At 73.2% G+C, this 14,814-nt stretch carries 10 protein-coding genes; 4 read left to right on the top strand and 6 right to left on the bottom strand.

Going from position 1 to position 14,814, the window contains the following annotated elements:
* Window positions 1-23 precede the first annotated feature (23 nt).
* Window positions 24-830, bottom strand: a complete 807-nt coding sequence (locus ACFWRO_RS33425) for an ABC transporter ATP-binding protein (RefSeq protein ID WP_384517248.1) — start codon at window positions 828-830, stop codon at window positions 24-26.
* On the bottom strand, window positions 823-1,758 hold the full coding sequence (locus ACFWRO_RS33420) for an ABC transporter permease (protein ID WP_384517245.1): 936 nt from the start codon (window positions 1,756-1,758) through the stop codon (window positions 823-825). Before ACFWRO_RS33420 ends, ACFWRO_RS33425 begins: the two co-directional genes overlap by 8 nt.
* A 167-nt stretch (window positions 1,759-1,925) precedes the next feature.
* On the opposite strand from ACFWRO_RS33420, the gene ACFWRO_RS33415 reads away from it, so the two are divergent.
* Window positions 1,926-2,531: a TetR/AcrR family transcriptional regulator gene (locus ACFWRO_RS33415; protein ID WP_384517242.1), complete on the top strand. Its 606-nt coding sequence runs from the start codon at window positions 1,926-1,928 to the stop codon at window positions 2,529-2,531.
* Between the two features lie 20 nt (window positions 2,532-2,551).
* Here ACFWRO_RS33415 and ACFWRO_RS33410 read toward each other — a convergent pair whose 3' ends face one another.
* The 4 genes from ACFWRO_RS33410 to ACFWRO_RS33395 all read right to left on the bottom strand — a co-directional run bounded on the left by ACFWRO_RS33410 (window position 2,552) and on the right by ACFWRO_RS33395 (window position 10,018).
* Window positions 2,552-3,355: a carbohydrate ABC transporter permease gene (locus ACFWRO_RS33410; protein WP_384517297.1), complete on the bottom strand. Its 804-nt coding sequence runs from the start codon at window positions 3,353-3,355 to the stop codon at window positions 2,552-2,554.
* Window positions 3,356-3,468: 113 nt separating this feature from the next.
* Window positions 3,469-4,821: a carbohydrate ABC transporter permease gene (locus tag ACFWRO_RS33405; RefSeq protein ID WP_384517240.1), complete on the bottom strand. Its 1,353-nt coding sequence runs from the start codon at window positions 4,819-4,821 to the stop codon at window positions 3,469-3,471.
* 6 nt (window positions 4,822-4,827) lie between these two features.
* The gene (locus ACFWRO_RS33400) at window positions 4,828-6,198 is read right to left on the bottom strand and encodes an ABC transporter substrate-binding protein (RefSeq protein WP_384517238.1); all 1,371 of its coding nucleotides are present in this window, start codon (window positions 6,196-6,198) and stop codon (window positions 4,828-4,830) included.
* Window positions 6,199-6,352: 154 nt separating this feature from the next.
* Entirely contained in the window at window positions 6,353-10,018 is a 3,666-nt protein-coding gene (locus tag ACFWRO_RS33395) for an FHA domain-containing protein (protein WP_384517235.1), read from the bottom strand.
* Window positions 10,019-10,449: 431 nt separating this feature from the next.
* On the opposite strand from ACFWRO_RS33395, the gene ACFWRO_RS33390 reads away from it, so the two are divergent.
* The 3 genes from ACFWRO_RS33390 (at window position 10,450) to prfB (ending at window position 14,679) form a co-directional block, all read left to right on the top strand.
* A complete protein-coding gene (locus tag ACFWRO_RS33390; RefSeq protein WP_384517233.1) occupies window positions 10,450-12,153 on the top strand; it encodes a serine/threonine-protein kinase in 1,704 nt (567 codons plus the stop codon).
* Between the two features lie 107 nt (window positions 12,154-12,260).
* Window positions 12,261-13,532, top strand: coding sequence for a serine/threonine-protein kinase (locus tag ACFWRO_RS33385; protein ID WP_384517230.1), 1,272 nt, complete (start codon window positions 12,261-12,263; stop codon window positions 13,530-13,532).
* Between the two features lie 43 nt (window positions 13,533-13,575).
* On the top strand, window positions 13,576-14,679 hold the full coding sequence (gene prfB / locus ACFWRO_RS33380) for a peptide chain release factor 2 (protein ID WP_384517227.1): 1,104 nt from the start codon (window positions 13,576-13,578) through the stop codon (window positions 14,677-14,679).
* Window positions 14,680-14,814: the final 135 nt, after the last annotated feature.

The following is a 14,814-nucleotide window of genomic DNA, read 5'->3' as shown; positions in this document are numbered from 1 at the left end:
CTGGGTGGATTTACTGGGTTTTGTCAGCCCTTCTTGGTGAACGCCTCGTACGCCGCCACCACTTCCTTCGCCGGACCGTCCATCCGCAGCGTGCCCGCCTCCAGCCACAGCGCCCGGTCGCAGGTCTCGGTGATGGTCGAATTGGAGTGGGAGACGAGGAAGACGGTGCCGGCCTCGGCCCGCAGCTCGTCGATCCGTTCCTGGCTGCGGCGGCGGAACCGCGCGTCGCCCGTGGACAGCGCCTCGTCGATCAGCAGGACGTCGTGGCTCTTGGCCGCCGCGATGGAGAAGCGGAGGCGGGCGCCCATGCCGGAGGAGTACGTCCGCATGGGCAGCGAGATGAAGTCGCCCTTCTCGTTGATCCCGGAGAAATCCACGATGTCGTCGTAGCGCTCCTCGACCTCGCCGCGCGTCATGCCCATCGCGAGCCCGCCGAGGATCACGTTCCGCTCGCCGGTCAGGTCGTTCATCAGCGCCGCGTTCACGCCGAGCAGGGAGGGCTGGCCGCGGGTGTAGATGCTGCCCTGGTTGACGGGGAGCAGGCCGGCGACGGCCTTGAGGAGGGTGGACTTCCCCGAACCGTTCGAACCGATCAGGCCGATCGCCTCACCCCGGTACGCGGCGAAGCTGACGCCCTTGACCGCGTGGACCTTGCGCGCGCCGGGCGTGGCGCGGCGCGCGAAGATCCGGTTGAGCGCGGCGGTGGCGCTGCCCTTGCCGGTACGGGCGCCGTTGACGGTGTACGTGATGTGGACGTCGGCGGCGACGACGGTGGGTTCGCGTTCCGGGGTGTTGGTCCGGGTGGGTGCTGCCAGGGTCTGTTCAGCCACGGCCGTACGTCTCCTCTGCCTTCCAGAAGTAGATGAACCCGCCCGCGAAGGCCACCAGCGCCCACCCGGCGGCGAGCGCCCAGACGTGGGACGGCAGTTGGCCGGCGGTGAAGCTCTCGATCAGGGCGAAGCGCATCAGGTCGATGTAGACGCTCGCCGGATTGCCCTGCAGGGCCGTGACCACCAGCTCCGGGAGCCGCCCGCTGCGCGCCAGGTGGTCGAGGGACCACATGACACCGGAGACGTACATCCAGGTGCGCAGCAGGAAGGGCATCAGCTGGGCGATGTCCGGAGTACGGGCGGCCGGTCGGGCCATCGCGAGCGCCACGCCCGTGTTGAAGAACGCCTGCAGGAGGAGCGCGGGGACGGCGAGGAGCCAGCTCCAGCGGGGGAACTCGCCGAAGCAGAACAGGATGCCGATCAGCGCGGCGAGCGAGAGCACCAGCTGCTGGAGCTGCTGCAGCGCGAGGGCGATCGGGAGGCTCGCGCGGGGGAAGTGCAGGGCGCGGACGAGGCCGAGGTTGCCGCTGATGGCACGGGTTCCGGCCATGATCGACTGGGAGGTGAAGGTCCAGACGAAGACGCCCGTGATCAGGAACGGGACGTAGTCCGGAATGCCGTCCTGGACGTTCATCAGGATGCCGAAGATCAGGTAGTAGACCGCCGCGTTGAGCAGCGGGGTCATCAGCTGCCAGAGCTGTCCGAGCTTCGCGTTGCTGTACTGGGCCGTGAGCCGGGCGGTCGCGAAGGCGGTGATGAACGCGCGGCGGGACCAGAGCTGCCGGACGTACGCCGGGAGGCTCGGGCGGGCGCCGCTGACCGACAGGCCGTGGCGCAGGGCCAGCGCGCGGAGGTCCGCCGGGGCGGTGGTGGTGGGGGCTGTCGTCCCGGTGGCGGGCGTGGGTTTCGTGAGCGTCTCGGTGGTCACGAGGTCGCTTTCGACGAGGGTGGCGTGGGGCGTGGGGCATGGATGTGGAGCGTCCTCAACGATGGAACGGGTCCGTATCGTCGCTACGGCGAGAGTAGGACGGAGTTACGTCGCAACGCAACCGTTTCGTCGTGACGTCGGCGTGGCTGTTGGCTAGGATCCCGCTCATGACGACACCTCCCGGAACCCCCCGCCGCGCCCCCGCGGGAGCCGCCGTGCTCCGGGAGGACGTGACCGAGGCCATCCGCGCCGCCGTCTTCGACGAGCTGGCCGCCGTCGGCTTCGCCCGGATGTCCATCGAGGGCATCGCGCGCCGCGCGGGGGTCGGCAAGACCGCCGTCTACCGCCGCTGGAAGTCCAAGCTCTCGCTCGTCCTCGACCTGCTCGGCGCCTTCGCGGCGCAGGGGCTGCCGGCCCCGGCGACCGGTTCGCTGTACGGGGACGTCCGCGCGCTCCTCGTCGTCGGCTCCCACGCCCTGCGCCACCCGGTGGCCTCCCAGGTCATCCCGGACCTGCTGGTGGAGGCCGCGCGGCAGCCCGAGATCGCCGAGGCGATCAAGGCCGCGCTGCTCGACAGCCAGCAGGGCGTGGTGGCGCAGATCGTCCGCGAGGCCGTGGCGCGCGGGGAGCTGCCGGAGGGCGCGGACCCGGACCGGGCCCTCGACCTGATCGTGGGGCCGCTCTACTGGCGGCTCGTGGTGGTGCGCGGCGAGCTGCCGAAGGGGTACGTCGACGAGCTCGCGCGCTCGGCGGTGGCGGCGCTCAAGGCGTAGACGTACCGGCGGACCGCCCCTCACTTCACCGCGCCCGCCATCACCCCCGAGACGAACTGGCGCTGGAAGGCGAAGAAGACCGCCAGCGGGATCAGCATCGACAGGAACGCGCCGGGCGCGAGCACGTCGATGTTGTTCCCGAACTGCCGGACCTGCTGCTGCAGCGCCACCGTGATCGGCGGCGACTCGGAGTCCGCGAAGATCAGCGCGACCAGCATGTCGTTCCAGACCCACAGGAACTGGAAGATCCCGAGCGAGGCGATCGCAGGACCGCCGAGCGGCAGGACGACCCGGGTGAAGAGCCGGATCTCGCCGGCCCCGTCCAGACGGGCGGCCTCAAGCAGCTCCTTCGGGATCTCCGCGAAGAAGTTCCGTAGCAGGAAGATCGCGAAGGGCAGTCCGAAGGCGGTGTGGAAGAGCACGACCCCGAGGGTCGTCTCGAAGATGCCGATCGTCCCGAACAGCTTCGAGACCGGGATGAGCGCGACCTGCACCGGGACCACCAGCAGCCCCACGACCACCAGGAACCACCAGTCGCGGCCCGGGAAGTCCAGCCAGGCGAAGGCGTACCCGGCGAAGGAGCCGATGACCAGGACCAGGAGCGTGGCCGGGACGGTGATGAGGACGGTGTTGAGGAGAGAGCCGGTGATGGTCTCGTTGGAGAGCAGCGCCGAGTAGTTCTCGACGGTCAGCTGGGCGGGGGAGGTGAAGACCTGCCACCAGCCGCTCTCGCTGATGTCGGTGGGGCTGCGGAGGGAGGAGAGCAGCAGGCCGACCGTCGGCAGCAGCCAGAAGAGGCCGATGAGGAGGAGGAAGACCCGCATCGCGCCGCCGGCGGCCCGGGAGGCCAGCCGCGAGCCGAGCCCGGCGGACGGCCGCCGTGCGGTCGTCTCCTCGCGCGCGGCGCGTGGTGCGGCCGGCCTGGTGGTGGGGGTTGTCACCTGCGGGCCTCCCTTCGCATCCGGCGGATGTTGAACGCCATCACCGGGATCACCAGCAGGAGCAGCAGTACGGCGATGGCCGAGCCCACGCCGAGATCGGCGTCCGTCCCGAACGACGAGCGGTACAGCTGGAGCGCGAGCACGTTCGCGTCGTCCTGGGCCGAGCCCGGGGCGATGATGAAGACCAGGTCGAAGATCTTCAGGACGTTGATCATCAGGGTCACCAGGACGACGGCGAGGACCGGCGCGAGGAGCGGCACGGTGATCCGGCGGAAGACCTGCCACTCGTTCGCCCCGTCCACCCGGGCGGCCTCAAGGAGTTCCCGGGGCATCCCGGCCAGTCCGGCCGCGATCAGGACCATCGCGAACCCGGCCCACATCCACACGTAACTGCCGATGATCGCCGGGGTCACGAGCGAGGGGCCCAGCCACTCCACCCCGTTGTACTGCGCGCGGAAGTTGCTCGCGGGCAGTCGAAGCAGGGCGCCGTCGGCGGAGGCCGGGAGGCTGAACGTACCGTCGGCCGCCGCCCGCGTCGTGGCCACCACCGTCCCGTCCTTGACCGCCTCGATCCGCAGCCCCTTGAGGCCGACCTCCTTCGGGTCGACGGCGTTCGGCTTCCCGCCGCCGCCCTTGGTGAAGTCCAGCCAGGCGATGCCGGTGATCCCGCCGTCCTGGGCGGCTTCCGGCTCGTGCGCCGGGCGGGCGTCCTCCGGTATCTGCGCGGGCGGGACGCCGATCAGCGGGAGCCGCGCCGGCTCGCCCGCGCGGACCGGGCTCTTGGTGACGTACGCGCCGCCGCCGGCCGCTTCCAGCGGATGGACGGGCAACGGGCGCGCCCGGGGGAAGACGGAGGCCTCGGCGAAGGTGTCGTGGACGCCGACCCAGACGGCGTTGGCCACACCGCGGTCCGGGTCCTGCTCGTACACGAGCCGGAAGATGATGCCCGCCGCCAGCATCGAGATCGCCATGGGCATGAAGACGAGCAGCTTGAACGCCGTGCCCCAGCGCACCCGCTCGGTGAGCACCGCGAAGATCAGGCCGAGGGCGGTCGCGACGGTCGGCGCGACGACCGCCCAGATGGCGTTGTTGCGTACGGCGGTGAGGATCGTGTCGTCGGTGAAGAGGGCGACGTAGTTGTCGAGGCCCGCGAAGGAGTCCCCGGCCTTGTCGAAGAACGAGCGGTGGACGGAGTACCCGATGGGGTAGACGACGAGCGCGCCGAGCAGGACCAGGGCGGGGAGGAGGAACCCCACCGCGACCGTCCTGCGCGTGCCGGTGACCCGCCGGGGGGCTTTGACCCGCCGGGCGGCCTTAGGGGCTGTGCGCGGGGGCGAGGCGGAGGGCACGGCGCGTCAGCTCTTGTAGGCCTTGGCGGCGTCCGCTTCGAGCCGTTCCTGCGTCCCCGTGATGTCCTTCGGGTTCTTCAGGAAGTCCTGCAGCGCCTTCCACTCGCCCTTGCCGGGGGTGCCGCCGAAGGACTGCGGCATCTGGTCCGACATGTCGAAGCGGAAGTCGTCCCCGGCCTCCAGGAGCGCCTTGGCGATCTCGCGCTGGACGTCGTTCGGGTACGCGGTCAGGTTCAGGTTCTTGTTGGGGGAGAGGAAGCCGCCCGCGCCCGCCCAGATCGCGGCCGCGTCCGGGGAGGCGAGGAAGGTCAGCAGGGCCTGGGCGCCCTTGGTGTCCTTCAGGGCCACCGCCGCGTCGCCGCCCGTGACGACCGGGGAGGCCGCGCCCACCGCCGGGAACGGGAACACCTTCGCGTCCGTACCGATCTTCGCGCTGGTCTGCGCGATGTTGACGGCCGAGAAGTCGCCCTCGAAGACCATCGCGCCCTTGGGCTGGTCGCCTCCGGTGAAGGTCTGGGTGACCGAGACGGGGAACTCCGTCTGCAGCGCGCCGTCGGCGCCGCCCGCGATCAGCTCCGGCTTGCCGAACAGCTCGGCGAGGGTGGTGAGGGCCTTGGTGACGGACGCGTCCGTCCACTTGATCTGGTGCTTGGCCAGCTGGTCGTACTTCTCCGGGCCCGCCTGGGAGAGGTAGATGTTCTCGAACCAGTCGGTGAGCGTCCAGCCGTCCGCCCCGCCGACGGAGACCGGGGTGACGCCGGAGGCGGAGATCGTCTCGGCGGTCGCCAGGAACTCCTTCCAGGTCTTCGGCTCGGTGGCGCCCGCGTTCTCGAAGGCCGCGTTGTTGTACCAGATCAGGGACTTGTTGGCGGCCTTGAAGTACACGCCGTACTGCTTGCCGTCGACCGCGCCGAGGTCCCGCCAGCCCTGGGAGTAGTTCTTGACGAGCTGCGCCTCGGCCTCCGGGCCGACCGGCTTGAGCCACTTCTGGGCGGCGGCCTGCTGGATCGCGCCGACCTGCGGGAGCATCGCGATGTCGGGCGGGGAGCCGCCCGCGATCTTCGTACCGAGGAAGTTCACGATCGGGTCCTGGGCGGGCACGAAGGTGACGGTGGCGCCGGTGCGCTTCTCGAACTCCTTCAGGACCTTGGTGAAGTTCTCCTGCTCGGGGCCGGTCCAGACGGCCGCGACCTCGATCTTCTCGCCCTTGAGGGAGGGCAGGGTGAGGGTGCTCGCGGAGGTCGCCGGCGGGCCGGGTTCCTTCGTGCCCTTGTCCTTGCCCTCGCTGCCGCAGCCTGCGAGGGCGAGTCCGAGGGTGAGCGCGGTGACCGTGGCGACGGTCTGTGCGGCCCTGCGTGTACGAAGAGTTGTACGCATTTCTGCCCCGTCTCTCCTGTGCGCGGTGCGTGTCCCCTGCGCTCAGGTCTACGCCGGGGGCTCGGGGCCCGCAATACCGCCTTCCGTGGCAAGTGGGGGATCGTGATGGGCTCGTGACGTCCTGTCAGGTCCTGTCAGGTCCCGTCGGGTGCTGTCAGGTGCGGGTCGCGGGGGTGAGCGGGGAGATCGGGGTCGCGTCGAGGGAGCGGGCGGCGCGGTCGAGCGCGCTGGCGAGGAGTGCCAGGTCCGTCGGGCCGTTGCCCAGCTCGCGGACGGGTCTGCGGGTGGGCGGGTCGCCCATCCGCTCCCACTCCAGCGGGACGACCGTCGGCCGGAGCGTGGCCGTGCGCGGGATGCGGCCGGTGACCCGTCCGGCCTGGAACGGGGTGACCCGGCCGTCCGGGTGACCGAGCCGGCCCCGGCCGGGCGCGGGGTCGTCGGGACCGGGCGCGGCGGGGGCCGCGTCAAGCACGATCCGCAGCCGGGCGCCGTGGGCCAGCTCCGTGTCCGCCGTACGGTCGGGGCGCGCCGAGGTCGCGACCAGGTGCACCCCGAGACGCGCCCCGCCGCGCGCGACGGCTTCCAGGGCCCGTACGACCGACCCGGCGGCGGGCCGCCCGGGCGAACCGAGCGCGGGCGCGACGAGCGCGTCGAAGTCGTCGACCAGCACGACGAGCCGGGGGAGCGCGGCGGCCTCGTCACCGGCCCACACCCGACGCGGGCCCGGCTCCCCACCGGGCCGGGGCACGCGCCCGGACCCCGGTGCCACGAGCTCGTCCGCCCCGGGGCGGGGCGTGTGGCCACTGGGCAGGTACGTGAGCGCGTCGGTTCCCGGGCGGGGGGTGCGGTCGCTCGGGCGGTCCGCGAGGGAGTCGGCGCCGGGGTGGGGTGTGCGACCGCTCGGGCGGTACGCGAGGTCTTCGGCGCCCGCGCCGGGGTGTGGCGTCCGGTCGCTGGGGAGGTACGTGAGGTCTTCGGCGCCCGGGCGGGGCGTCCGGCCGCTCTGGCGGTCGGCGAGGTCCTCGGCCCCGGGGCGGTGGGTCCGGCCGCTGGGGAGGTACGTGAGGTCGTCCGCGCCGGGGCGGGGGATGCGGTCGCTCGGGCGGTACGTGAGGTCGTCCGCGCCCGGGCGGGGGGTGCGGTCGCTCGGGTCGTACGGGAGGTCTTCGGCACCTGCGCCGGGGTGTGACGTCCGGTCGCTGGGGAGGTACGTGAGGTCGTCCGCGCCGGGGTGGGGCGTCCTGCTGCTCGGGCGGTATGTGAGGTCGTCGGAGCCCGGGCGTGGGGTGTGGGCGTCGGTCGGGGTGTTCGTGGTGCCCGGGCGGTCGCCGACCGGGCCCTCGCCCGTGCGGAGGGTGCGGCCGATCGGGCGGTCGGCCGGGTCGCCCTTGCGGGCGTCCGGGATGCGGGCGGTGCCCGCGGGCAGGGACTCCGCCGCGCTCGCCGTGCGCTGGCCGATCATGCGCGCCGCCTGGCGGTCCGCGAAGTGCCCGTCGCCCAGGATCTCCGCCCGGCGCTTCAGCTCCGCGCCCAGCGCCTGGGCGAACTCCCGCATCCGGACCGGGTCGGATGCCACCAGGTGCTCGGTGACGTGCGGCAGCTCCGTGCACGCCGCGAGCCCCTCGCCGCGCTCACCGCCCGCGCCGTCCACAAGCAGCAGCCCCAGCCGGTCCGGGCGGCCGCCGGCCGCCAGGGACGCCGCGATCGAGCGCAACAGCTCCGTCCGCCCGCTGCCCGCGGGCCCCTCGATCAGCAGATGGGGCCCCTCCTCCGTCAGGTCGACGGAGACCGGCCCGCGCGGCCCGGCGCCCAGGACGGCCGTGCCGTCCCCGGCCGCCGCCCAGCGCGCGAGCAGCGAGGCGGGCGTCGCCCGGGCGAGCCCCAGCTCGTCGAGGAGCCGCGCGGACCCGGGCAGCGCCGTCGCGGCCGTCCGCCCCCGCGCGGCCGGGGCGTCCGTGCGCAACGGGGCCAGCGCCCGTCCGAAGCGCTCCGCCCAGGCCACCGACACCGCGTCCACCACGCCCACGGTCCCGTGGCCCGCGGCCCGGCCCCCCGCCGTACGCAGCAGGCGCAGCGCCGTCGCCACGTCACCGCTCAGCAGGGCGACCGCCCCGCACTCGCGGAACGCCAGCGAGGCCGCGCAGGCGCTCTCGTACGTCGCGGCGACCGGGGAGACCGGCGACGCGGTCGGCGCCTCGGCCAGACAGATCAGGTGGATCCCGGCGGCCGCACCCGCGCCCGCGAGCCGCGCGGTGGTCTCGCGCAGCGCCGCCGAACCGGGGTCGCCGTCCACGATCACGACCGTCACCGGCCCTTCGTACCGCGCCGCCGCCTCGGCGACCGTCGCGCGGTCGGCGCTCGGCCAGCCGGGACCGAGCGGTCCGTCGTCGAGCCGCCGGGTCAGCTCCGCCGTACGGGACTGGGCCTGATCGCGGTCGTACGCGAGGAGGAGACGGCAGTCCTGGCCGTGCGCCGGTCGCAGGTGCGGGAGCCAGCCGAGCCAGCCCCAGGCCTTCCGCCGCTCCTCCACGGGACGGGCGCGGTCCGCGCTGATCAGCACGATCTCCAGGTCGGCGGGGGAGTGCAGGGCCGCGAGCTGCGCGACCACGGAGCGCGCCAGGCCGGCAAGGCGGGCGCCGGGGCCCGCGAGCCCGAGCGAGCCCGCCTCGCGCAGCCCGACGGTGACGGGCACCCCGGACAGCTCGGCCCGGTCGGTCGTGCCGAGCCGGACGGCGAGCGCCTCGGGGTGGTCCGCCGCGCGCTCCCAGAGCCTGGGGCCGGGGCCGAGCGCCGTGAGCAGGACGGCCGCCGGGTCCGGCCAGGTCTCGGCGGTCGGCGCGGCGGGTCCGGCGAGCAGGTCGCCGCCGGGCTGCCGGGTGTGGGTGTCCATGTCCGTACCGGAACCGCCCGCGCCCGGGGCCTGGACGTCCTCCCTGGCGCCGGTGAAGCGGCGGGCCCATGCTCCTATCCCGCGCCTGCCGCGGGGTGACGGGGCCTCGCGCTCGGTCTGCCGGATCCTGCTGTGCCCCTCGCCCGCGCCCTCGCCGTCCTCGCCCGTGCCCAGGGAGTCGGCCACGCGTGCGTGCGGCGGCGAGCCGGTGGCGGAGCCGTCGTCGACGCCGTCGCCGGGGGCCGTACGGGCACCCGTACCCGACCCGGCACCCGGCGTCGCGAGCTCCACGCGCAGGTGGCCCTCGCCGTCCGGGGCCGTGGGCAGGGAGGCCGTACCGCCGTCCTCCGGGCCCGTCAGGCGGAGGGCGGACTCGCCGAGGCGCAGGAGCGCGCCCGGGGCGAGCCGGACCGGGCGGTCGCCGACCTCCGCGCCGTCCAGCGTCGTGCCGTTCGTGGAGCCGAGGTCCGCGACCGTGACCCGGCCGTCGTCCCCGACCGTCACCGTGCAGTGGACCCGGGAGACGTCCGGGTCGTCGAGCGGGACGTCCGCGTCCAGGGAACGGCCGATTCTGATCGGTCCGCGGTGCAGCAGGTGCACGCCCCCCGCGTCGGGCCCCGCGACCACGTGGAGCCGGGCCGAGGCGTCCTCGGCCGGGAGGTCGTCCTCGCCGGGCACGTGGAGCGTGAGGATCGCGCCGTCGATCAGCGGGGGCTCTCCGAGCGAGCACCGGCGCGCGTCGAGCCGCTCCCGGCCCGCGTACAGCACGGTGGAGCCCGACAGGGAGGTGTCCGGGCCGGAGACGGCCGCGGCGAGATTGGAGGCCACGGCGGCCAGGGCCGTACCCGCCGGGGCTGTGACGAGCACGTCGCACGCGCGCCCGGCGCCGTGCCCGGCGTTCGGCGCGAGGACGGTCAACCGGATCTGCATCGCCGTCAGCGGTCCCTTCTGCGCGTGTGCCCGGCAGGGGAACCACCCGGTACCTCCCCCCACCCGGCACGGACGCGTCGCCCGGTACAGGTCGGCACGGCGCGAGGGGCTCCCGACCCGTTACGCGACGTGCTGTGTGCATCCTCGCACCTGCCACTGACAACCCGCCCGCGGGTCGCCTCCAAGTGATCTTGAATGGTCGGCTGTAGACCTAAAAGTGCCTGGTTGAGTACGCCTTCGGACGTCCGCGGCAACCACCGGCACCTCCCACGCGTCTTGTTTTCGGACAAGTCGGATGCCGGAATCAGCCGTCCAGGGGTCGACCCTTGACCCGTTCGGCGGCACTAAAGTGGGTCGGACACCCGGACGGGTCACAACTCAGGACAGGAACCCGGGAACCCCAGGACCACGATCAGCAGGGAGCGCGTGACGTGCGGCCAATCGGCAGCAAGTACCTGCTCGAGGAGCCGCTCGGACGCGGCGCCACGGGCACCGTCTGGCGAGCCCGCCAGCGTGAGGTGGCAGGGGCCGAGGCGGCCGTGCAGGGCCAGCCCGGCGAGACCGTGGCGATCAAGGTCCTCAAGGAGGAGCTCGCCAACGACGCGGACATCGTGATGCGCTTCCTGCGCGAGCGGTCCGTGCTGCTCCGGCTCACCCACCCGAACATCGTGCGCACCCGCGACCTGGTCGTCGAGGGCGATGTCCTCGCCCTGGTCATGGACCTCGTCGAGGGTCCCGACCTGCACCGGTACATCCGCGAGAACGGCCCGCTCACCCCGGTCGCCGCCGCGCTCCTGACCGCGCAGATCGCCGACGCGCTGGCCGCCAGCCACGCCGACGGCGTCGTCCACCGCGACCTCAAGCCCGCCAACGTGCTGCTCGCCGAGCAGCACGGCCAGATGCACCCGATGCTGACCGACTTCGGCATCGCGCGCCTCGCCGACTCCCCGGGCCTGACCCGGACGCACGAGTTCGTCGGCACGCCCGCGTACGTCGCGCCCGAGTCCGCCGAGGGCCGCCCGCAGACCTCCGCCGTCGACATCTACGGCGCGGGCATCCTGCTCTACGAGCTGGTCACCGGCCGTCCCCCGTTCGCCGGCGGCACCGCTCTCGAAGTCCTGCACCGGCACCTGAGCGAGGAGCCGCGGCGCCCCTCGACCGTGCCCGCCCCGCTGTGGACGGTCATAGAGCGCTGCCTGAGCAAGAACCCCGACCGCCGGCCGAGCGCCGAGAACCTGGCCCGTGGCCTGCGTACGGTCGCCGCCGGGATCGGCGTGCACTCCACGCCCGCGCAGATCGAGGCCGCCGACGGCGTCGGCGCGCTCCTCGCCCCCGACCCGGCGCCCGCGCCGGTCCCGGGGATGCCGGGTGCCGCCGACCCGACCCAGGTGCTGCCCAGCAACGCCGGGCAGTACGACCCCGCAGCCCCGACCAGCGTCATGCAGACGAGCGGCCCGGGCGGCGGTCCGATGGGCGGCGCCGACCCGACGGCGGTCATGCCGCCCGTACCGTCGCAGCCGCCGCAGGTCGCGGCGAACGAGGAGCAGCCGCACCCCTGGCAGAGCCAGCTGGCCGCCGCCCGCGACCGCAACGAGCAGACGCAGGTCCAGTACCTGGACCCGAGCGAGGACCCGCTGCGCCGCCGTCCGCAGCGCCAGCCGCAGCCGCCGCAGCACCAGCCTCAGCAACACCAGCAGCGGCAGGCTCCGCAGCCGTACCAGCAGCCCCAGCAGCAGCCCCGGTACCAGCAGCAGCCTCCGCAGCAGCAGTACGCGCCCGCGCCGCAGCAGGCGTACCACCCGCCCCAGCAGCAGGCGTACAACCCGCCGCAGCACCCCGCCCCGCAGGCTCCGCAGCCGCCGGCTCCGCGTCCGCCGCGCCGGCGCGGCGCGAACCCGATGCGGATCCCCGGCCTCGGCTGCCTGAAGGGCTGTCTGTTCTCGATCCTGATGTTCGTGGTCGCGGGCTGGCTCATCTGGGAGCTGACCCCGCTCCAGAGCTGGATCGCCGAGGGCAAGAGCTACTGGCAGGCCATCGGCGACGGAATCTCGTCCTTCACCGACTGGGTCTCCGGCCTCGCGGACTCCGGGAGCGGCAGCACCAGCGGTACTACTACCGGCGGTACGGGGCAGTAAGTCTGCCGATTTATCGACTTCCGAGGGGTGATTTCGCTTCGGAAGTGACGACCAGCGGCTGCGGACGCGTAACTTTGACGCGTCCGCCAGCCGCTGAGGGAGCAGTCTTGGCACGCAATATCGGCAGCCGCTACACGGCCCACCAGATCCTCGGTCGGGGCAGCGCCGGCACGGTGTGGCTCGGAGAGGGCCCGGAGGGCCCCGTCGCCATCAAGCTGCTGCGCGAGGACCTGGCCTCGGACCAGGAGCTCGTCGGCCGCTTCGTCCAGGAACGCACCGCCCTGCTCGGGCTCGACCACCCCCGGGTGGTCGCCGTCCGCGACCTCGTCGTCGACGGCAACGACCTGGCGCTCGTGATGGACCTGGTCCGCGGCACGGACCTGCGCACCCGGCTCGACCGCGAGCGCAGGCTCGCCCCCGAGGCGGCCGTCGCGATCATCGCCGACGTCGCGGACGGCCTCGCCGCCGCGCACAAGGCCGGCGTCGTCCACCGGGACGTCAAGCCCGAGAACATCCTGCTCGACATGGAGGGCCCGCTCGGCCCCGGCGGCGCCCACCCGGCGCTCCTCACCGACTTCGGCGTCGCCAAGCTCATCGACACGCCCGGCCGCACCAAGGCCACGCGGATCATCGGCACGCCGGACTACCTCGCCCCGGAGATCGTCGAGGGCCTGCCGCCGCGCGCCGCCGTCGACATCTACGCCCTCGCGACCGTCCTGTACGAGCTCCTGGCCGGCTTCACGCCCTTCGGCGGCGGCCACCCGGGCGCGGTGCTGCGCCGCCACGTCACGGAGACGGTCGTCCCGCTGCCGGGCATCCCCGAGGAGCTGTGGCAGCTGATCGTCCAGTGCCTGGCCAAGGCCCCGGCGTCCCGGCTGCGCGCCTCGGAGCTGGGCAGCCGGCTGCGGGAGTGCCTGCCGCTGCTCAAGGGGCTGCCGCCGCTGGACGTGGACGAGCCCGACGACGCGGAGCAGCAGGAGCGGGACCTGCGTGAGGACGACCCGTACCCGACGGGCGGGGCTGCGGGCGCGGGTCCGGCGGGCACGGCCGGCGGAGCGGCCGCCCCGCGCCGTGCCGCCGTGCCCCTGGTCCCGGGCGCGTCCCCCGACTCCAACCGGGACACCCACACCTCCATGCGCGTCCCCGCCCCCGACGAGCTGGCGGGCGGCCCCCTGGGCACGGCCCGCGCCCCGCGCTCGTCGGGCGCCCGGCGCCCGGGCTCGGCCCGCCACAAGGCGGAGACGGTCCGCAAGCGCCGGATCACCCTCTCCATCGCGGCGCTCCTGGTCGCGGGCGCGGTGGGGGTGGGCGGCTACCTGGCGACCGCGGAGGAGTCGGACGTACCCCCGCAGGACTCCAAGACGTCGACGCAGCCTTGATCGCAAGGGCCGGGCATTTGCGGGGAGCCGTTACGCTGGACGCGTGGCAGTCGTCGATGTATCAGAAGAGCTGAAGTCCCTCTCCTCGACCATGGGGTCGATCGAGGCCGTCCTGGACCTCGAAAAGCTGAGGGCCGACATCGCCGTGCTCGAAGAGCAGGCCGCGGCCCCGTCCCTGTGGGACGACCCGGAGGCGGCGCAGAAGATCACCAGCAAGCTTTCGCACCTCCTGGCCGAGGTCCGCAAGACCGAGGCCCTGCGCGGCCGGATCGACGACCTCGCGGTGCTCTTCGAGCTCGCCGAGGAGATGGACGACTCGGACACCCGCGCCGAGGCGGAGACGGAGCTGGTCTCCGTCCGCAAGGCGCTGGACGAGATGGAAGTCCGTACGCTCCTCTCCGGCGAGTACGACGAGCGTGAGGCACTGGTCAACATCCGCGCCGAGGCGGGCGGCGTCGACGCCGCCGACTTCGCGGAGCAGCTCCAGCGCATGTACCTGCGCTGGGCCGAGCGGCACGGCTACGGCACGGAGGTCTACGAGACCTCGTACGCGGAAGAGGCCGGCATCAAGTCGACCACGTTCGTGGTCAAGACCCCGTACGCGTACGGCACGCTCTCGGTCGAGCAGGGCACGCACCGCCTGGTGCGCATCTCCCCCTTCGACAACCAGGGCCGCCGCCAGACCTCGTTCGCGGGCGTCGAGATCCTCCCGGTCGTCGAGTCCTCGGACCACGTCGAGATCGACGAGTCCGAGCTGCGCGTGGACGTCTACCGCGCGTCGGGCCCGGGCGGCCAGGGCGTCAACACGACGGACTCGGCGGTGCGCATCACGCACATCCCGACCGGCATCGTGGTCTCCTGCCAGAACGAGCGCTCCCAGATCCAGAACAAGGCGAGCGCCATGAACGTCCTCCAGGCCAAGCTCCTGGAGCGCCAGCGCCAGGAGGAGCGCGCCAGGATGGACGCCCTCAAGGACAGCGGCAGCTCCTGGGGCAACCAGATGCGCTCGTACGTCCTGCACCCGTACCAGATGGTCAAGGACCTCCGCACGGACTTCGAGGTCGGCAACCCGCAGGCGGTCCTGGACGGCGAGATCGACGGCTTCCTGGAAGCGGGCATCCGCTGGCGCAAGCAGCAGGAGAAGTAGCCTCCGCTCATCGTCGTCACGGCACCGGGCCCACGCGTAAGCACGCGGGGGCCCCGGGGCGGTTAGTGCGCGGGGGTCGATTAGCGGGGGCCAGGGGGAATTTTGTGTTGCAGAACCGTTTTAGTCAAGGGTAAA

The organism is Streptomyces sp. NPDC058579, from assembly GCF_042718575.1.
In the GTDB taxonomy this organism is placed as follows: Bacteria; Actinomycetota; Actinomycetes; order Streptomycetales; family Streptomycetaceae; genus Streptomyces.
This window is presented reverse-complemented; position numbering and strand designations above follow the sequence as displayed.

Coding starts and splice junctions, on each gene's coding strand:
- ACFWRO_RS33415 (WP_384517242.1), top strand. CDS start 1,926: ATGACGACACCTCCCGGAACCCCCCGCCGCGCCCCCGCGGGAGCCGCC.
- ACFWRO_RS33410 (WP_384517297.1), bottom strand. CDS start 3,355: ATGCGGGTCTTCCTCCTCCTCATCGGCCTCTTCTGGCTGCTGCCGACG.
- ACFWRO_RS33400 (WP_384517238.1), bottom strand. CDS start 6,198: ATGCGTACAACTCTTCGTACACGCAGGGCCGCACAGACCGTCGCCACG.
- ACFWRO_RS33395 (WP_384517235.1), bottom strand. CDS start 10,018: ATGCAGATCCGGTTGACCGTCCTCGCGCCGAACGCCGGGCACGGCGCC.